Consider the following 19,235-nt stretch of genomic DNA (forward strand, 5'->3'; position numbering starts at 1 on the left):
CCTCTAAAACTTCAGTTTCCTAACCAGCTCATTAGCCAAGGCTAAATAAGCCATGGCACCTGTTGAATTAACATCATAGTCTAAAATGGACTCGCCATAACTTGGCGCCTCTGCCAGTCGAATATTGCGTGGAATAATGGTTTGCAAAACTTTTAAACCAAAATGCGCGACCAGTTGATTTGACACATCATTAGCTAGGTTATTGCGCCGGTCATGCATGGTTCGCAATAAGCCATCAATGACCAGATCGGGGTTCAAGTCGGCCTGAACTCGCTGAACGGTATTCATCAGAGCGCTCAAACCCTCTAGTGCAAAATATTCGCACTGAACAGGCACCAATAAGCCATTTGCCGCCGCCAAACCGCTTAGGGTTAACATATTCAAGCTTGGTGGGCAATCAATCAACACAACATCATAATCGCCTAAACAGGGCGTTAGTGCGTTTTTTAAAGCCAAGGCCCCTTGGTCTTGGTTGATTAATTCAATCTCTGCCGCCGTTAAATCGCCATTGGCCGGAATCACATCTAAACGGGCCTGCTCAGCTCGAACGCGTACGTCAATACAAGACACCTCACCCATCAATAGGTCATAAGCGGTATACTCGGTCTCATTTCGTTCAATACCGAGTGCTACCGTTGCATTGCCTTGCGGATCTAAATCAATCATCAACACACGTTTTTTTAATTTTGCCAGGCCTGCGGCTAAATTGACGCTGGTAGTGGTTTTGCCCACCCCGCCTTTTTGATTAACTACTGCGATGACTCTTGTCATTAATGTGCTTCCTGCTTGGTTAATCGAACGAGATATCGCGCAGCGTCTAATTCAGGTACCAATAGAGACCAGGCCCGGTGTGCGTAACCTGCCGGCACCTCCTGCAATTCATCTTGTAAGGCTTGCGACTTCATCGCCCACAGATGACCCTTTGGCGCCAGCAACGAATGGGTAAGTTCTGTAAAATTACCCAAGGCCGTAAAAGCTCTGGAGATAATGGCGGAATAGTGCTGCTGATGATTTTCAATGCGCTGATTAGATACCGTCACATTTTTTAAGCCCAAATGCCCCATGGCCTGAACCAAAAAACGGGTTTTTTTATGATTGCTATCTAACAGGGTAATCGGTAAATCGGGCATCACAATCGCCAAAGGAATTCCTGGCAAGCCAGCCCCCGTGCCAACGTCCAATAAATCCGTTAACCCCTGGGTCAATAAAATCGGAGCCACTGCCAGACTATCAAATACATGCTTCACCAGCATATCATCGGGGTCGCGAATGGCGCTGAGATTATAAACCCGATTCCACTTATCCATCAGCGCCACATAGGCCAACAGCTGTTGCTGCATCTGAGGTGTCAGCGACAAATCCAGTGCGACAGCTGCCTGAGCCAAACGTTGCTCAGCGCTCATTCCATCTCCGCCAATGCCGCCGATTTAGAAGCCGAGTTAGCCGCCGCTTCGGCACGGTGTTTTTTCATAAAAATCAACAGCAGTGAAATCGCGGCTGGGGTAATCCCTGAAATCCGTGAGGCCATGCCAATAGTGGCCGGCTTATGCAAGCGCAGTTTTTGTTTCACCTCATTTGACAAGCCCGAAATGCGATCTAGGTCGAGGTCTTCCGGAATGGGCGTATTTTGCTCGCGACTGGTTTTTTCAATTTCTTGTAATTGGCGGTCGATATAACCGGCATATTTGGCTTCGATTTCAATCTGCTCGACCACGTCCGCCGCGACAGGCTGAGCACCAAACACTGCTAACTCGGCCAGCGCTTGATAGGTCACTCCAGGGCGACGCAATAAATCAAACAGCGTATGCTCTTTACTCAAGGGTAAATTCATAAGGGCTTCGGCTTGTTTCGCTTCTGGATGTGCGGGATGAATCCAAACCTCTTTTAACCGCTGGGTTTCCAGTTCTAATGCGTTCAACTTTTGCTCATAAGCCGCCCAACGCACATCATCCACCAGACCAAACGCGCGACCAATTTCAGTTAAACGCTGGTCCGCATTGTCTTCTCGTAATAACAGGCGATATTCGGCGCGCGACGTAAACATCCGATAAGGTTCTTGCGTACCCAGGGTAATTAAATCATCGACTAACACCCCTAAATACGCCTGATCACGACGCGGATACCACAGGGCTTTACCCTGAGCCCCTAAGCCAGCATTGAGGCCTGCTAATAAACCCTGCGCCGCAGCTTCTTCGTAACCGGTGGTGCCATTAATTTGTCCGGCAAAAAACAAGCCTTTAATCGCTTGAGTTTCGAGGGTCGGTTTTAAGCCACGTGGATCAAAATAATCGTATTCAATGGCATAGCCGGGACGCATAATCAGCGCATTTTCCAAACCAACCATCGAACGGACGATTTTCACCTGGGTTTCATAGGGTAAACTGGTCGAAATGCCATTCGGATACAACTCAGTGGTGGTTAGGCCTTCTGGCTCAATAAACACCTGGTGTGATGATTTGTCTGCAAAACGCATCACCTTATCTTCAATCGACGGGCAATAACGTGGTCCCACCCCCTCAATCACCCCAGCGTACATCGGCGATTGGTCTAAGGAGCCGCGAATCACATCATGGGTGCGTTCGTTGGTATGGGTAATGTAGCAAGGAATTTGTTTGGGATGCATCGCCCGCGATCCCAAATAGGAAAACACCGGGGCTGGGTCATCACCAGCCTGCACCTGTAACTGACTAAAATCAACCGTTCGTGCATCAATACGTGGTGGTGTGCCGGTTTTCAAGCGCCCAACCGGCAAGTTCAGTTCACGCAACTTAGCCGCCAAACGATTCGCCGGCGCATCGCCAGCGCGACCGCCTTCGTAATTTTGTAAACCAATATGAATGCGACCGGCTAAAAAGGTTCCAGCCGTTAAGACCACCTGACGGGCGTAAAAATTCAGATTCATTTTGGTGACAACACCGACCACCTGCTCGCCTTCGAGCAATAAATCCTCCACTGGCTGCTGAAACAAGGTCAAATTGGGTTGCTGCTGAAGTCGGGTCAAAATGGCCTGCTTATAGAGTAAGCGGTCTGCTTGTGCGCGAGTTGCACGCACCGCAGGGCCTTTTGAAGAGTTTAAGGTGCGAAATTGAATACCGCCTTCGTCAATCGCCAACGCCATCGCACCGCCCAGCGCATCAATTTCTTTAACTAAATGCCCCTTGCCAATGCCACCTATCGCCGGGTTACAGGACATGGCGCCGAGGGTGTCGATATTGTGAGTGAGCAACAGGGTTTTAACGCCCATACGTGCCGCGGCAAGGGCGGCTTCCGTACCGGCATGCCCGCCGCCAACTACAATTACATCAAAGTGCGTCATTGCCTTGTCCATTTACCCACTCACTTATAGCATCACGCTAGTATTCGATTAAAACCGATATTTTATCACAAAGGAGGCGAGACCCAAGTTTTGGATGTCACTGTCAAAGTTTGTTAATTTTTAATAACTTAAACCATGCTAATCTTAGGATTAACAAATCATATTTAGACTATGTTGGAAATACTCGGAGTCGCTATGCCTCATGCAAAAATTACCTTCGCGCTTGGGTTTGCTATCGCAACACTAACCGGCTGCCAGCTGGTAGACACGCCGAAAAACTATCCAGCGCAAGCCCCATTACAATTCACCCTGCATCACGATCTAACCTTTGCCCCCGGGACGCTTCGGTTTGTCTTTCAAGAGGGTGAAGGTTATAAGGGTAGCGCCATAAATCAGTGGCGAGAACACTGCCGAATTGAATTGCGTTATTTGGCAGATGCACCACAAACCTTACCGGCGGGGCGCTACAGCATCGACCGAATTCAATTTGGCACTGAGTTGATTGCACAAACCCCGCAACCAGGCCTGGTTAACTGGTTAAAAACCAGTGATGGTGACGCCGATTATGCCGCCCCGATCATGGAGTTGGTGCATTTTTATAGCGCAGCCCCTGATGCTTTTTATCGCCTAACCTGCGCCAGTGCCCCTAGTGATGGCGGTACCGCCGACTATCCCTACTTTATGCGCCCAAGTCCGGCACGGATTGCCGAAATTTTAGGTGATTGGGCGCGACTTGATTGAACGCCCCGGCTTTTCATCGAGTGGTTTATCCGGCCAGCGGTGTTTGGGGTAGCGACCTTTCATCTCTTTGATCACCTCAAAATAGGAACTGCGCCAAAAGTGAGCTAAATCGGCGGTGGTTTGAATGGGACGGCGCGCCGGTGACAACAATTCAAACGTCAGGCTGACCTGCCCCCAGGCGAGCTGTGGTGAATGCAATTCGCCAAACACCTCCTGCAACGGCAAGGAGACCTTGGCGACACCTGGCTGGCTATAGTCGATTTTCACCCTTCGATCGCTAGGGGCATGATAATAGGCGGGCGCTTCACGATTCAAAATCTGTTGCTGGTCATAATCCAACAAACTTTGCAGCATCGCTAACATATCGAGTTTTTGCAGGTCTTTAATGCGCGTGATACCCGATAAATAGGGTGCCAACCAGGTTTCGATATTATCCGACAACCAGGCCTGGTTATAACTTGGCCAATCGGCATTAAACTCGGCTAACCAACGCAGACGTTGCAAATAAGCCTCTGCGGCATCATTCCAAGGCAATAAATCCAAATTGTTTGCCAGCACCTCCAACAACGCAGCTTGAAATTGCGCAGGCGAAATCGCGTCGGTCGATTTTTCGCCTAACACTAACTTGCCCAACCGGCGTCGTTCACTGGCGACCAATTCGCGTTTTTTAGTATCAAAATCTAACCCGATGCGAGTTTCTATCTGCTCGCTAAACGTCTGCTCTAAACTTGCAACATCCACAGGCGCCGCCAGATAAATGCGCCCTTCTTGACGCTGACCGTCTAAATTCGCAATCGCTAACCAGGCCTGGTTACGCAACGAGTCATCATTTTTTAACAGCGCACCTTTGCCATTGCTCAATAGATAACGCGGCTCATCGCCTTTGCGCCGCTGCGCAATGCGATCCGGGAAGGCTAATGCAACCAACACGCCACTTTCGGTTTGCATCTGCGCCAAACTGAACGCTATCGGCTGGGAAAAACCCAATTGACGCCGCCAATTGTCGGCATTTTTTAATGCTTGTTCGATGGCTTGGCGCTGAATATCGAAATCCTGCTTGGCCTGTTGAGGATTGTTGCGATACGCCTGCAACGCGATTAGGCGTTTGACCAAATCTGCCGACGGCTCGTTGGGTAAAATATCGCCTTCGGCCAATAAGGCGGCTAAATCTAACGCCAACGTTTGCTGGACAGCCGATTGGTGTTGCACACTTAATAACATCCGCGCTAAGCGCGCATTTAAACCCAAGCCTTGAGCGGCCTTGCCTGTTTCGGTCAAACCGCCATTTGCACTCAACAGCCCCAGTTGCTGCAATAGACTTTTTGCCGCCTGATAATGTGCCAACGGTGGCGCGGTCAGCCAAGATAATTCATCCAACGAACTCACGCCCCATTGCGCCAATTCTAAACACAGATCAGTCAAATCAGTTTGGGTGATTTCTTCGGCATCAAACGCGGCCATTTGCTGGTGCTGACATTGCGACCATAGCCGATAACACACCCCGGCCATCAATCGTCCGGAACGGCCTTTACGTTGTTCGGCAGCAGCTTGCGAAATGCGCTGCGTCACTAAACGCGTCATACCGCTGGACACATCATACACAGCTTTACGCGCCCAACCCGAATCCACCACGGCGTCAACGCCCTCAATGGTTACACTGGTTTCGGCAATATTGGTGGCTAAAATAATTTTGCGCCGTCCTTGCGAGTCGGGCAGCAAAGCGATGTCTTGTTGCTCTGGAGATAATTGACCGTATAACGGACACACCACCAGGCCTGGTGCTAGGGTTTCTTGTAAAAGATTTTGAGCACGTTTGATTTCCGCCTGTCCTGGCAAAAACACCAACACATCTTGCTTGGCAGTTTTTAAGGCTTGGCTAATCGATTGCTTTAATAACGGCAACCAATCATTTGGATGGGTCGAGGTTAAAGGCTGGGGTAAATAATGAGTATCGACTGGAAAACAGCGGCCTTCAGAGCGAATCACCGGCGCATGATGTAAAAACCCACTCACCGCTTGCGTATCCATGGTCGCGGACATGACCAGCAACTTTAAATCCTCACGCAAAGACGACTGCACTTCTAAGCACAAGGTTAAGGCTAAATCGGCGTGAATGGAACGTTCGTGAAACTCATCAAATATCACCAACGCCACATCAGACAAGGACGGATCCGCTTGCAAACGCCGGGTTACAATGCCCTCGGTAACAATTTCCAACCGCGTTGACGCCGACACCTTACGCTCATGCCGGATTTGATAGCCAATGGTTTGGCCAACTTGTTCACCCAACTGACGGGCTAGATACTGGGCAATCGAACGCACCGCTAACCGACGCGGTTCGAGCATAATGATTTTTTTACCCGCCAACCAGTCGGCCTTTAGCAAAGCCAGCGGCACGGCGGTCGATTTGCCAGCACCTGGTTCGGCCTGCAGCACCAGGCCTGGTGACTGTGCCAGCGTTGCAATAATGTCAGGTAATAGCGGGGTTATCGGTAACAGCTTATTCCCCTACGCCTATCTCAGAAAAACGCAGTTCTACATCAGCGGTCGAATCGGAATGCAAGCCCACCCAAATGGCATAATTTCCCGTTAACGGCTGATTAAACACCACCGCCGGATCCAATGCCAATCCAGGGTAATCATCATTACAATGCCATTGCCCGTTCGGATCACGAATAATCAGGGTGGTATCGGTTAACCCACCTTGCACATAAATTGATAAATCAAATTGACCGGCACGATAATTTAGCGTGACATCTGGAAGACTGGCATTTACATAGCCCAAACATTGCCACTGGGTTAGTAGACTCACATCTTGGTCACCACCCGCTTGAAGCGGCACAATGATGGGATCGGGAGTAAAGTCGGCGGACAATTCCAAATACTCGTAAAGTGGTGACGCGGCATAGTTCAGCAGGCCTGCTAACCCGGTAGCATCCGGTGTTGCTTGGTTCGTCGCCTGTTCCTCTTCCGCTATGGCCCAACCTAACAAATTAGCGGCTAAATCGACTAAAGCAAGCGCATCCGCGACCGGTAAAAAATCGGCATCATTGAGTTTGACCTGACCGGCTTCTATACCCATAGCCAAGCTTAAATCAGCGCCCTGTTGAAGCAAATAATTTTGCGCCACCATTTCGGCAATGCTGATGTCCAGTTGCGCTTTAAGGTCGGCTTCATCTAAATCAAACGGCCAAAACTCGAGTACGATACGATCCACTAGTGGCCGAGTAATGCCTGCTTGCAATGAGAACAGCGTATTTTGCTCTAACGCCTCACTCAAATTACTAAATCCGTTCCAATCCAACGCGACCCTGGGCTGATAACCCAACACCATGCTAGCCGTTATATGCTCGGTATCTGTTACTCGGACACGTATGTCATCTAGATGCAAACTAGGACCACCGGCCAGCAAGCGCTGAAAGGCATCCAACACCACCTGCTCATCCATTTTGTCCAAATCTTGCACGGTCAAAACCAAATCTTGATAGGCCTGCCAGTCTAAATTACGTAGCGCCATATCAACAGTCGCACCGGCGAATGCAAACTCGACATCATCAAAAACAACATCGGTTTGGCCTATTTCATAACGCACCTGGGTATCTAATTTATCACTAACAACTTGCGAGTCACCCGCCACAACGAGATTCTGAATAGTGACTTGTTCATCAGCTTCCATAAAGCGCACTTCGCCGACTTTTGCGGCAATATCGCCCAACCACAAATAGGGAGCCGCACGGCTTAAGTCATGTTCATAACTTAAGTTGTCCAAACGGAAACTCAACCCATCCTGTACAAGGTTAATATCAAACGAGGCTAAACTAGCCTCGGCACTCATTTGGGCTAAATCGTCCCGAAAGCGGAGATGTAGTTGACCGCCTTCCCATGCCAAATTGGCAGACTCTTGCGTATCTGGATCAATGAGTCGCCCGCGGTAATCCACTAAATTCGCCCGAACCGCTAAGTCACCATTTAACGCGGCGTAGGCTTGGATAGCAATCAATGGCCGCTGACCTGGGTATTGAGGTAAATAGGCACGTGCCGTCGCCGGCAAACCAATGGCATAATCGGCACTGGCCAAACCGAAACCGGTGGGTGTCACCGACAGACCCAACCAAGGCCCCTGCTTAACCGGCAACTCGCCCTGCAAAACAACGCCCTGACCATCAGGGCGTAGCTCGGTAAAGAAACTATAAGCGGGCGAATCCAGCGTTGGCTGCCACACCAAATCATAGTGTAACTGGCCACTTATCAGGCCTCGTTGATACTCGAAACGATTAACGCGCACATCATCACGGGCAATCAACTGCGCCTCGTAAGCCAGTACCTGTTGTTGCACACCCTGCCCAATCCACCAGCTAGCGGCAAAAAAACTGGCAGTAGTTGCGACCACCAAACCTAGCCCAACTAACACCGGTACTTTTAATTGCGACATAATCCATCCTTATTTTTTATATATTCTATTATTATTAGAATTTGCTGCGCAAAAAGATAGCCATAAAAGACGGCCAAATGCTATTTAAATTGAACCCCTACCCATAGGAATACCCTTATGTTTTACACCACCACCCAACTTGAAGCCGGCCAGATTTATCAACATCTCGTTGGCGCCATTGTGCCCCGCCCGATTGCGTGGATTAGTACAATCAATGCACAGGGGGTTGCCAACCTGGCGCCCTATTCATTTTTTACCGTCGCCAGTGTGAATCCACCGATTTTAGCGGTCAGCCACATTGCGCCACGCCAAAACCATGCTAAAGACACCTTGGCGAATCTGCACGAACAGCCAGAATGCGTGGTGAATATTGTCAGCGCCGAACTGGCGGAACAAATGAACGCCAGCTGTGCGGCGGTAGCGAATGACATTGATGAGTTTGAGTTAGCCCAGATTGCGCGCACCCCCAGCAACCTCGTTAAACCACCCTCCGTGGCCGCCGCTAAAGTCCGTTATGAATGCCGGCTGCGTGAGATTCAACAACTCTCAGCCGCACCCGCAGGTGGAAGCTTAATTTTGTTGGATGTCGTCGGTATTTATTTAGGTGACGATGTGATTAACCGAGATGGCAAGATTGATGGCACCCGAATCGATGCCATCGGTAAATTAGGCGGTGATGATTACAGCTATACGCGAGATATCTTTGCGATGGCGCGACCTTAAGGTAACTCCCCGCACACTCTGTACGACTATTGCCGCACCAAACGCGGCATCACCGCTTCACTTTGGAAGTTACTGCGGAACGGATTAATATCTAGCCCACCGCGACGCACATAACGGGCATACACCGTCAAGGCATCAGGCTGGCATTGACGTTGAATGTCACAAAACATCCGTTCAACACACTGTTCATGAAATTCATTATGATCGCGAAACGAAATAATATAGCGTAACAAACCCGCCCGATCGATTTTAGGCCCGCGGTAACGAATCACCACCGTACCCCAGTCCGGTTGTCCGGTGACCAAGCAGTTAGATTTAAGCAAATGACTGTAAAACGCCTCTTCGGCATATTGATTCCCAGCACGTAAAAAGTCCGGATTGACCTGGTAAGTGTCAATCTCTAAATCCTGGAAATCGAGACACTCCGCACGGTCAATATCCGACACCAAACAAGGCTCTTGATTCAAACTCGATAGCTGTACTTTAACCTTGCCGCCTGCCACCGCAGACAAATCTCGCTCCATAGTGTGTGCTACCGCCGCTTGGCTTTCAAAACGACTGGCGTTGAACGAGTTGAGATACAATTTAAACGATTTGGATTCAATAATATTTGGTGTATCGGCACGCAGAGTGAACTGTCCCATCGCGACCATTGGCTTGCCTTTCAGGTTCAACCAAGAAATTTCATAGGCATTCCAGACATCCACCCCGGTAAAAGGGAGTTTTTGTGCATCAATAGCTAATTCATCGCGCTTGGTTTGGCGCGGAATAGGGAATAATAAACCGGCATCGTATTGCTGTGGGTAAACCGTAGTCTTGCCCAATTGACTAGCAGCCACATCGCCTACTAATACCTTTGCATCACTCATAGCTTGCGCTCCATAATAAAACTGTCATTATTTTAACATTGCAGATTGCGTATCATAATGCGCTTTAAGTACAAAGGCATGTAAATGTTAACCACATTATTTTTAGGGATTTTAGTTACTTTTGGCATCCTAGCGGCACTTTGGCTTTGATTTATGCTGGCGCGTAAATACCCTCGCTTTGACAAACTTAACAGCCGCAAAGCCAATCAACGCATGGTGCAATTAACCATGTTGTTTTATGCCTTGGGTTTAGTATTTACGATTTGGTTAATGTTGCGTTAAGCCAACATAAAAAAACCGAGCACTTGGCTCGGTCAAAGATCTTTAGCGGTCATAACTAAAGAGGGAGGATAACAACAATGAAAAAAACTAACTTAACTTTAGAACTTATAGCGCGCGCCTAGCTCAAACGATCGTGATGGACCGGCATAAATCCCCTGGCGTAAGCCAGCAATATAACGCTCGTCGGTTAGGTTTTTAACCGCACCGAACACATTCAACTGTTTGTTTACATTGAAGTTAGCGGTTAAGTCAGCCGTTGTATGCGCAGCCACTTTACCGCCCCAATTACCTGTTTCAGTAACCGTTAACTCTTTATCATTTGCTGCATTACTAAAAAATTCACCGGTGTAGTTAATAAGCAAAGCGGATTGTACCGTGTCATTTCCATAGCCAAATGCTAGGTTAGCTGTAATTTCTGGCGAGTTTTCAAAACGATTGCCTTTTTCAGCGCCGCCAGAACCACGATCTTCGCGATATTTAGCTGTTGGAACCCAGGTTACGTTGGTATCAATAGTAAATCCGTTTCTGAAGTCATATCCAAGTGCCGCTTCAATGCCTTGAACTAGAGCACTGCCCTCATTCGGTGCTTTAATACCTGAAATACCGGGATCTACTTGGTTTGAAAAATCCATTTGGAAGGCGGTCACTTCATAAGTAAAGCTATTGGCACTACCACGAGCGCCAAGCTCAATATTGACCGATTTTTCAGCTTCTGTTGGCGTATCACCAGAACCGATTACACTGCCAACAAGGGGTGGAGAAAATGCCCGATATACACTGCCATACAACTGCACTTCAGGAATTAATTGATAGGTTGCACCCAGCCCAGGCATAAACTCGGTATTAGAAAACTTATCTGCTGGGCCTGCATTGCGTAAATCGTTACGACGCTGCTCATAGGTTTCCATCCTTAAACCAGCTGTGATCGCTAAACGGTCCGTTACTTCAAATCGATTTTGACCATAGATAGCAAGACTATCGGCTGAATCAACTCGGTTTCTTGAGGGCGCCCCCGAATTACGTGGTGTCGCTCTAGTTGCTTGAACCGTGACATCCTTCATTTCTTCATTCATTAAGGTCAAACCCAACTCAGCCTGATTTTTAATCCCTAAACTATCGTGATTAAACGACAATCTAGTATCAAAACCTTTGCGTTCAAACGAGCGATTGTTGCCTTGAACAGTATCGTTGTAATTCCAAATCCTTTGACCAGCGCTATTTGTTGTTGTTGCTTGCTGACCGAATCCGTCTTGGTTTCCTAATCTAAAACGCCAATAATCACGGTTCATTTCACTCCAATAAACCAAAGTTTGAAGCTTCATGTCATTGCTAATATCCCATTCATGGTTAATATCAAAAGCGGTGCGTTCTGTTAAAAAATAATCATCCGGTGCCGGATTAAATGTCGCTCGTGCTTTATAGGCATTTGGAAACAGCCCACGGTAAGAAATCTTGGCATCATTACTATATTGACTAAACTTGACACTGATCAATTGATCATCACCAATCGCGGTACCCGACTTGATCATCAAGTCTTCCATGGCATATCCTTTACTTTGGAAACCATCGCTATCTGCTTTGGTATAGATCAATCCAAAGAATGAATCACCAGAATAATTGCTACCACCAATTTCTAATGTACCTTCTCGTGTATTCCAGCTACCAACCTTGCCGGAAATAGCGAAACCATCCTCAGGCGTTTTAGTAATGTAATTTATAACACCACCAATCGTGTTGGGGCCATAGCGGTGGGTGGCACCTTTATGTACCTCAACTCGCTCCACACGCTGAATACGCGGGTTGTAATAGCGACTGTTCCCCACAAAAATACCTGGTTGAATGGGCACACCATCCTCTAAAACCAAAGTTTTATAATCCGATGCGGGTAAACCACGAATACCGACGTTAACAACGACGGCGGTTTCTTCTTCACCTTTCACATGTACGCCAGGCACACGACGAAGGACATCTTCAGTTGAACGTGGTTGTGCACGCTGAATGTTTTCCTCTGTGACAATCGATACTGCGCCCGGTTGTTTTGTAACCGCATCGTCCCCCTGCCCAATAACATCAATACGTGGGAGCTGTTTGGTGTCCGCTAACACGGAAGTAGCCATAGCCACGGCTATACTAATTACCAGGGTTTTAAGCGCCATTTTCTGAGCTGACATATACTTTCCTTGTTTTATATGTACTTGGCTGGCGATAACCTAAGGTTTAGCTGGCTTAGTAGTGGTTAGTTAGTCGTTAATTAATTAAGGATTTGATGGTGGGCAGGTTAGGCCAATGAACAACATGCTTTGACGATGAACTCTGACCTTTTGAGCAGGTCGAACGGGACGGGCATACCGCACAAAGTTGTTGAGCACAGGTTTGCAGGCATAGCCTTTGCACCTGATCGCGACTGGTGACATCTAGGCAATCGACATCAGCGGCACACAACACCCCAAGCCGAAATAATTCGGCCAATTTTGCTTCGGAGAGGGCAAGGTGAATCAGGGGGTTATGGATTGGCTGTTTCATGGCTAGTCCCTATTTAGTTAAGATCAGTTTGTTTTCTTTGGTTAAACGCAACACATATTGCTGCGCACCATGCTGAATAGTAATCAGCTTTTGACCCGCTAATAACGCTTGGCTATCAATACTGCGCAAAGGTTTTTCGGTGCTGTGGTTCTGCATAGTGCTCACGGATAAATCCAAGTTAATCAATTAATAAAATGCGAATAGTAATAAATCTCAATATTGTTTTGCTATGTTAATGAATGACTTTCAAGATGTCAAATAAAAATTAATGCTATTTAGCATAAAAAATCATTACCGCAGTATTTATGGGGTTTTATGCTGCATTAAATACAAAAAAAACCCGCATAGCGGGTTTCGTTAGAACGCGAGAAAATAAACTCGGCTTAATGATTGGTGGCGTAAGGCAGTTGTGCCAAAGCTTTCTTATAGGTGAGTGCGGCTTGGGTGTCCTCGCCTTCTGCTTCATAACAGTGCGCCAGCGCATGATAAGTTTCTAATTCCGGCTGTAACGCCAAACTTTGGTTGAAATAATGGTGCGCTTGCCCCCAAAGCTGGCTTTGGCAAGCCAAACGTCCCAATGTTAGTAATAACACCGCACTATCAGGGTGATCGCCTAACCAGCCCTGCGCACGCTTAAAACGATCAAAAGCGGGGCCAAACTCAATGCGTCCATACCAATAAACCAGAGACTCATCCCATTGTTTTTTTAGCGCTTTTTCAATCAATCCCGCTAAGTTATTCGCGTCATCAAAGCGTAACGCCTGTTTAACATATTCGGTAAGAATACTTGGTTGTATCTGTGTGCGCCCAGCCAAACCGGTCCATAAGTGATTCAGTTGTTCTAGTGTGTTCGCCTGCTGCAATTGCATGATCAATAAGGCTTGTTCATGACGGGCCAACTGCTCACGCGATAAACCACTGTATTTTTTTAAACCGGGCCAGAGCTTAATCAATAAACCCAAGCGCTGTTGCTGGGTCAATAATCGCCAATAATCCTGTAACACCACCGGGTGTTTTGGATGAATACGCTGGAGTTCAGCCAAAATCACTAGGGCGGTATCCGGTTGCTGCGCGGTTAATAATCGCGCTTCAACTAAGCCGATGGTGATGTCTTCTTCTGGATAACGCTGGCGCGCCTGTTGCAAATATTGATCACGACGTGCTGTTGCTTGTTGGGCATCAGCCATTTTCGCCGCTGCCAAGTAATGCATCACACCATTTTCTGATAGTTTGGCTGTGGCAATTAGTTGCTTTTCAGCCTTTGCCCAATCGGCCAACTCTTGCGCAATAAGTCCTTTTGATAAACTCGCTTGTGCCTGCTGATATCGCTTTAATTGACGGCGCTTTTGCCAGGCGCGAGGTAAGTTCCACACAGCCACCCAAAACCTGATTAGCAAGTAAAACACAATCATGCCAACAATTAACAGGGCTAAAAGCAAGCCTAAGCTCGTGATGAGCTCCCATTGCTCCCAACGTAATACCACTTCACCTAAATTGAGTACCGCCAGGCTTGCTAAGGCAACACCCAAAATCAGAAACAAACCCCATGCTATTAATAGCTTCATGGTGTGGCTCCCTGCTCTTCTGCCCTACTAGGTGCATCTTCTTCAATTTTTTTCAATGTGAATAAGTTATTGAACCGACTTAATAACCCCTCAAAAGTAGGTGTCACTTCCGTCATAATGGCCTCAACTTCTGGTGCCATTTTCGAGAGCCAATCGGCTTGTAACGCCGCCTGATCATTAGCAAGCTCTGTTAAACGCTGTTGAAATGTTACCAATTGCTCGGCCAGTTCAGTCTGTCCTAATTGCCACTCCGGGTCTTCAGTTAAAGTTTGCAGACCTGCTAACGCCTGGTCGGCTTGTTGTTGCAACCGAGCGATTTCAGCACGCATTTGAGTTAAGCCTTGCTCTAACTGCCCCTGCGCTTGCTGTAACTCTTGGCTTAAGTGGCTCAGTGCGGCTTGCATTTCAGATGTAACTGCCTGTTGATTCATTTCATCAGCAGAATTTGGGGCTAATGAAGGTTCCGGCGTAGGTGCCGAGCGTTGCTGGTTACTAACAGTAGCCAGCTGTTGCGCGTGCTGTGCCAACATGGCTTGCATTTCAACAAGCTGTGCTTCTAGCGTTTCATAGTCACGCAAAAACGAACGGGCGCCGCCTTGAAAGGACTGTTGCCAATTTTCCAGCGCGGTGATTTTTTGTTGTTGATAAGCAATTTTTTGTAATAACGGCGCAATTTTTTGTTCTAACTGCTGCTCAACCAGCGCATCGGATGCCAGACCTGCGTGCGCCATTTCATAGAGTGTTGCGGTGCGCTGTTCTAGGGCAATCCAACTGGTCGCACCCAACAAAATCCCCGTCATAGCTAACATCGCCAACCAGGGTTGTTTGGCGTTACGTAATAAAGACTTAGGCTGGCCAGCTTTGGTTTTGTCGGCCTGCTTTGTACTCGAAGTCTGTGTCTTGGCCTCGGCTTCAACAAATTCCCCTTCGACAACATGATGTTCTGCTTTTGGGGTTATGGGTTCACTCATGATTTTCTCTCCTCAACAAGGGAATCGCCCAATATTTGGGATAATTGTTTGAGCATACTCGATTGCGACGCATTTTCACAGACTCGCTGTTGACCCTTAAAACCGCAGTCGCTTAAACATTGAGCAACATTAGCCGTCAGTGACAGCACACCTAGCTCCCTAGTTTGTGGATGCGACTGGCACCAGGCCTGGTAGTGCTGCCACCAAATCAGCGCATTTTCCTGACTGGTCAATAGCACCCAGTAACAGCAAGAATTGCAAGATACGCAGGCCTGGTTAGACGCAATCGGTGCTAACCAGGTCTGCCAGGCAGAAACATCTAGCGGCAAAGCCTCGCGCCGATAAACCGGATAAAAACTAACTCTGGCACCACGCAGGTTCAACTGTTCTGCTAACCAATCGCGCCCTACCTCACCTCTAACTATACCAATCGCTTTATTCGCCACCTGATTAAAGACGGGTAAGGCCAACATCCCTTCGCTATCAAAGCTGGCTGGCAAGGGTTGCAAGCCCGACCAATTCAAATCGGCCAAAGCCTGCCAGGTTGCTTGACCTACTGCGACCAAGGCTACCGAGGGCGGAGGACCGGACAAGTCTTGCGCTTGTAACGCGTGATGAAAAAACGCCACCGCATTCGCACTGACAAATACCCAAATATCGGCCGTTTGCCAACTAAATTGTTGGTGCGGCTCGGGCAGTAATGGCAAGGACACCAGTTTTTGCAACGGCGCCTCAATGACCCGAACTTGCGCTGGCCAGGCCTGCTCAATCGCCTGAGTTAACGCCTGCGGCTGAGGGCGGGTATTAAGCAGTGAAATCAACTGAAGCCCCTGCTTAGGCTGATTCGGGTTGATACAACTTGGCTAGAATCTCTTTAGCACCGGCATCTAATAAAGCTTGGCCAATTAATCGACCTAAACCTTCCGCTTGCGAAGCGGGCGCACGTCCTTCCATCTTAATCATTTTGGAGCCATCCGGTTCGGCCACCAAACCGCGCAACCAGACCTGGTCATTTTCTAACAGCGCAAATCCCCCTATCGGCACTTGACAGCCACCATCTAAGCAACGGTTCATCGCACGTTCGGCTTTGACCACCGTTGCGGTTAAAGGGTCATTAAGCACAGCAATTAATGCTTGGGTTTCTGTGTCATTAGCTAGGGTTTCAATGCCCAATGCCCCTTGCGCCACCGCCGGCAAGATTTGTTCAGGTTGCATTTTACAGCGAATCCGCTCATCTAATCCCAAGCGCTCTAAGCCGGACGTTGCTAACACAATCGCGTCATACTCACCCGCATCCAATTTGCCTAAGCGGGTACCGACGTTACCGCGCAAAAAACGAATCTCAAGATCTGGGCGCAAGGCTTGGAACTGTGCCTGACGGCGTAAACTAGAAGTCCCTAAAATCGCACCCTGCGGCAACTCGTCTAGGTTCGCGTAGTTATTAGATACAAACGCATCGGATGGATCATGGCGTGCCATAATCGCACTCAGTGCAAAACCTTCCGGTAATACCATCGGCACGTCTTTCATTGAATGCACCGCTAAATCGGCCTGACCAGCGAGCATTTGTTCTTCTAATTCCTTGGTAAATAAACCCTTACCACCCACTTTGGCCAACGGCACATCCAAAATCTTATCACCGCGCGTACTCATTGGCACTAACGTCACTTTTAAACCGGCATGGGCTTTTTCTAGCTCGGCTTTAACAAACTCAGCTTGCCAGAGAGCAAGGGGACTCTTTCGGGTCGCAATACGCAAATGATTTTTCATGGGTTATCCTTTTGTTTAATCGCGCCTTACATTTTACTCAAATAGTGTCCGCAAATTTCGTTAAAATAAAAATCACAATAAGAGGAGGACAAGAACATGTTTAAAAAATGGATCGCAATGCTGCTTGCAGTGGGCTTTTTAGCTGGCTGTGATCAAAAGGCTCAAGCCAGCTTATTACCTGAAATGGATAACTTTCATTTTGTGGCACAGCAAGCACGGGAAAAAAATATCCCTATTATGATTATGTTTACCGCGTATCACTGTGAGTTTTGCAGTCAGGTTGATGCCGCTGTACTCACCCCGATGATGCGTGGCGGCCTTTATGATGGTTACGCCATGTATATGCGTAAAGTAAGTACCGACAACAGTCGTCAACTGGTGTTTTCACCCAGCGAAACCTTATCAAAATTCGATTTTGCTCGTATGTATCGCGCCGACATTACCCCTACGGTGATTTTTGTCGATTGGCGCGGACTTCCGGTTGCTGAACCTTTGGTGGGCAGTATGGATGTGCAACTCTATGCGGCCATGATTCATCAACGCCTTAATGTGGCCTACGAACGCATTGGCAATCCAATGCGTCTACCCGTAAACCCGGATCAAATGCGTCGCCCTTTACCTTAAATCTATAAACGAGATGTCATGAGTCAAAACATAAACCAAGAAAAACTATCGAGCGGTCGTTTCACGGAAGCGACCGATGCGTTTGTCGAAGAATTTACCGCCTCGATCCAATTTGACCAACGGATGTACAAACAAGATATCCAAGGTTCGATTGCTCATGCGCGAATGCTTTACAAGATTGGTGTACTCAATGCCAAAGAAGAAGATGCCATTATTAAAGGTCTTGAGCATATTCTTAGTGAAATTGAAAACGAGCAAATGCATTGGTCGATTAAGCAAGAAGATATTCACATGAATATCGAATCGCGCTTAACTCAAATGATTGGCGTGACGGGCAAAAAACTACACACTGGCCGTTCACGTAATGACCAAGTTGCGACCGATATTCGGTTATATGTCCGTGATCAAATTGACCTTATTCAGCAAGACTTGCACCGACTGCAACAAGGACTGGTCGAACTGGCCGAGCGCGAAGCGGATACCATTATGCCGGGCTTTACCCATTTACAAACAGCACAACCGGTGACTTTTGGTCATCATATGTTAGCTTGGTATGAAATGCTGGTACGGGATGAAGAGCGCTTGCTAGATTGTCGTAAACGGGTCAATAGTTTGCCATTAGGCTCGGCAGCGCTTGCGGGTACCACCTATCCGATTGACCGAGAATATACCGCGCAATTGCTTGGTTTTGAGCGAATTTGTCAAAATTCCCTCGATGGCGTTTCTGATCGCGATTTTGCGATTGAGTTCACCAGTTGGGCGGCCATTTTTATGATGCACTTAACCCGTTTTTCTGAGGAGCTGATTTTATGGTCCTCGGCGCAATTTCAGTTTATTGATTTGCCGGATCGTTTTTGTACCGGCTCATCCATTATGCCGCAAAAGAAAAACCCCGATGTGCCCGAGCTGGTACGCGGTAAATCAGGGCGAGTTTATGGTCACCTGGTGAGTCTGTTGACGCTAATGAAATCTCAACCGCTGGCTTACAATAAAGACAACCAAGAAGATAAGGAACCACTTTTCGACACGATTGATACCGTTCGCGGCTGTTTACGCGCATTTGGTGACATGATGCCGGCATTAGAGGTGAAGCGTGATAATACCTATCGTGCGGCGCGCAATGGCTTTGCCACGGCCACTGACCTAGCGGATTATTTGGTGCGTAAAGGCTTAGCCTTCCGTGACGCCCATGAAGCGGTGGGTTTAGCGGTCGCTCACGGGGTAAAAACGCAACAGGACTTAGCCGATATGTCTTTGGCGACCTTACAAGGCTTTTGTGATGTCATTGATCAAGATGTCTTTGAGGTATTAACTCTGGAAGGTTCTGTCAATGCCCGCAACCATCTCGGTGGCACAGCACCTGCGCAAGTTCGTCATCAAGTGGCACAAGCCAAAACTCGTTTAAACTTCTAACTCGTC

18 protein-coding genes are annotated in these 19,235 nt (G+C 47.9%); 5 read left to right on the forward strand and 13 right to left on the reverse strand.

Annotated elements, in window-relative coordinates:
• Window positions 1-3: 3 nt before the first annotated feature.
• From THICY_RS08200 to mnmG, 3 genes are read right to left on the reverse strand one after another with little or no spacing between them, the layout of a single operon-like run.
• A complete protein-coding gene (locus tag THICY_RS08200; RefSeq protein WP_013836144.1) occupies window positions 4-771 on the reverse strand; it encodes a ParA family protein in 768 nt (255 codons plus the stop codon).
• Window positions 771-1,403, reverse strand: coding sequence for a 16S rRNA (guanine(527)-N(7))-methyltransferase RsmG (gene rsmG, locus THICY_RS08205; RefSeq protein ID WP_013836145.1), 633 nt, complete (start codon window positions 1,401-1,403; stop codon window positions 771-773). Before rsmG ends, THICY_RS08200 begins: the two co-directional genes overlap by 1 nt.
• Window positions 1,400-3,328 carry a tRNA uridine-5-carboxymethylaminomethyl(34) synthesis enzyme MnmG gene (mnmG, locus tag THICY_RS08210; RefSeq protein WP_013836146.1) on the reverse strand — a complete coding sequence of 643 codons (1,929 nt, stop codon included), beginning with the start codon at window positions 3,326-3,328 and terminating at the stop codon, window positions 1,400-1,402. The genes rsmG and mnmG overlap by 4 nt, the downstream gene beginning before the upstream one ends.
• Window positions 3,329-3,511: 183 nt before the next feature.
• On the opposite strand from mnmG, the gene THICY_RS08215 reads away from it, so the two are divergent.
• A complete protein-coding gene (locus THICY_RS08215; protein ID WP_013836147.1) occupies window positions 3,512-4,057 on the forward strand; it encodes a hypothetical protein in 546 nt (181 codons plus the stop codon).
• On the opposite strand, the gene hrpB is transcribed toward THICY_RS08215, so the two are convergent.
• Together hrpB and THICY_RS08670 are read right to left on the reverse strand one after the other, a co-directional pair.
• Window positions 4,031-6,493, reverse strand: a complete 2,463-nt coding sequence (hrpB, locus tag THICY_RS08220) for an ATP-dependent helicase HrpB (RefSeq protein ID WP_245534958.1) — start codon at window positions 6,491-6,493, stop codon at window positions 4,031-4,033. The genes THICY_RS08215 and hrpB overlap by 27 nt on opposite strands.
• Before the next feature lie 64 nt (window positions 6,494-6,557).
• Window positions 6,558-8,489, reverse strand: a complete 1,932-nt coding sequence (locus THICY_RS08670) for a YdgA family protein (RefSeq protein WP_013836149.1) — start codon at window positions 8,487-8,489, stop codon at window positions 6,558-6,560.
• A 117-nt stretch (window positions 8,490-8,606) separates the two neighbouring features.
• On the opposite strand from THICY_RS08670, the gene THICY_RS08230 reads away from it, so the two are divergent.
• Entirely contained in the window at window positions 8,607-9,212 is a 606-nt protein-coding gene (locus tag THICY_RS08230) for a flavin reductase family protein (RefSeq protein WP_013836150.1), read from the forward strand.
• A 26-nt stretch (window positions 9,213-9,238) separates the two neighbouring features.
• On the opposite strand, the gene queF is transcribed toward THICY_RS08230, so the two are convergent.
• The gene (queF, locus tag THICY_RS08235; protein ID WP_013836151.1) at window positions 9,239-10,081 is read right to left on the reverse strand and encodes an NADPH-dependent 7-cyano-7-deazaguanine reductase QueF; all 843 of its coding nucleotides are present in this window, start codon (window positions 10,079-10,081) and stop codon (window positions 9,239-9,241) included.
• A 153-nt stretch (window positions 10,082-10,234) separates the two neighbouring features.
• On the opposite strand from queF, the gene THICY_RS08865 reads away from it, so the two are divergent.
• A complete protein-coding gene (locus tag THICY_RS08865; RefSeq protein WP_281054517.1) occupies window positions 10,235-10,363 on the forward strand; it encodes a hypothetical protein in 129 nt (42 codons plus the stop codon).
• 98 nt (window positions 10,364-10,461) lie between these two features.
• Here the strand turns inward: THICY_RS08865 and THICY_RS08240 are convergent, their stop codons facing one another.
• From THICY_RS08240 to hemC, 7 genes are all read right to left on the reverse strand, one after another.
• Window positions 10,462-12,534 carry a TonB-dependent receptor family protein gene (locus tag THICY_RS08240; protein ID WP_013836152.1) on the reverse strand — a complete coding sequence of 691 codons (2,073 nt, stop codon included), beginning with the start codon at window positions 12,532-12,534 and terminating at the stop codon, window positions 10,462-10,464.
• A 76-nt stretch (window positions 12,535-12,610) separates the two neighbouring features.
• On the reverse strand, window positions 12,611-12,886 hold the full coding sequence (locus THICY_RS08245) for a hypothetical protein (RefSeq protein WP_013836153.1): 276 nt from the start codon (window positions 12,884-12,886) through the stop codon (window positions 12,611-12,613).
• Window positions 12,887-12,895: 9 nt separating this feature from the next.
• Window positions 12,896-13,042 carry a hemin uptake protein HemP gene (gene hemP / locus THICY_RS08250; protein ID WP_157862776.1) on the reverse strand — a complete coding sequence of 49 codons (147 nt, stop codon included), beginning with the start codon at window positions 13,040-13,042 and terminating at the stop codon, window positions 12,896-12,898.
• 227 nt (window positions 13,043-13,269) lie between these two features.
• Complete coding sequence (locus tag THICY_RS08255) at window positions 13,270-14,451, reverse strand: heme biosynthesis HemY N-terminal domain-containing protein (RefSeq protein ID WP_013836155.1); 1,182 nt, start codon at window positions 14,449-14,451, stop codon at window positions 13,270-13,272.
• The gene (locus tag THICY_RS08260) at window positions 14,448-15,422 is read right to left on the reverse strand and encodes a hypothetical protein (RefSeq protein ID WP_013836156.1); all 975 of its coding nucleotides are present in this window, start codon (window positions 15,420-15,422) and stop codon (window positions 14,448-14,450) included. Before THICY_RS08260 ends, THICY_RS08255 begins: the two co-directional genes overlap by 4 nt.
• A complete protein-coding gene (locus tag THICY_RS08265) occupies window positions 15,419-16,243 on the reverse strand; it encodes a uroporphyrinogen-III synthase (RefSeq protein WP_013836157.1) in 825 nt (274 codons plus the stop codon). The genes THICY_RS08260 and THICY_RS08265 overlap by 4 nt, the downstream gene beginning before the upstream one ends.
• 13 nt (window positions 16,244-16,256) lie before the next feature.
• Entirely contained in the window at window positions 16,257-17,192 is a 936-nt protein-coding gene (gene hemC, locus THICY_RS08270) for a hydroxymethylbilane synthase (protein ID WP_013836158.1), read from the reverse strand.
• Window positions 17,193-17,288: 96 nt separating this feature from the next.
• Between hemC and THICY_RS08275 the strand changes: the two genes are divergently transcribed.
• Together THICY_RS08275 and argH are read left to right on the forward strand one after the other, a co-directional pair.
• Window positions 17,289-17,816 carry a thioredoxin family protein gene (locus tag THICY_RS08275; RefSeq protein ID WP_013836159.1) on the forward strand — a complete coding sequence of 176 codons (528 nt, stop codon included), beginning with the start codon at window positions 17,289-17,291 and terminating at the stop codon, window positions 17,814-17,816.
• Between the two features lie 18 nt (window positions 17,817-17,834).
• Window positions 17,835-19,229, forward strand: coding sequence for an argininosuccinate lyase (gene argH / locus THICY_RS08280; protein WP_013836160.1), 1,395 nt, complete (start codon window positions 17,835-17,837; stop codon window positions 19,227-19,229).
• Window positions 19,230-19,235 lie beyond the last annotated feature (6 nt).

The organism is Thiomicrospira cyclica ALM1 (genome assembly GCF_000214825.1).
Classification (GTDB): domain Bacteria; phylum Pseudomonadota; class Gammaproteobacteria; order Thiomicrospirales; family Thiomicrospiraceae; genus Thiomicrospira; species Thiomicrospira cyclica.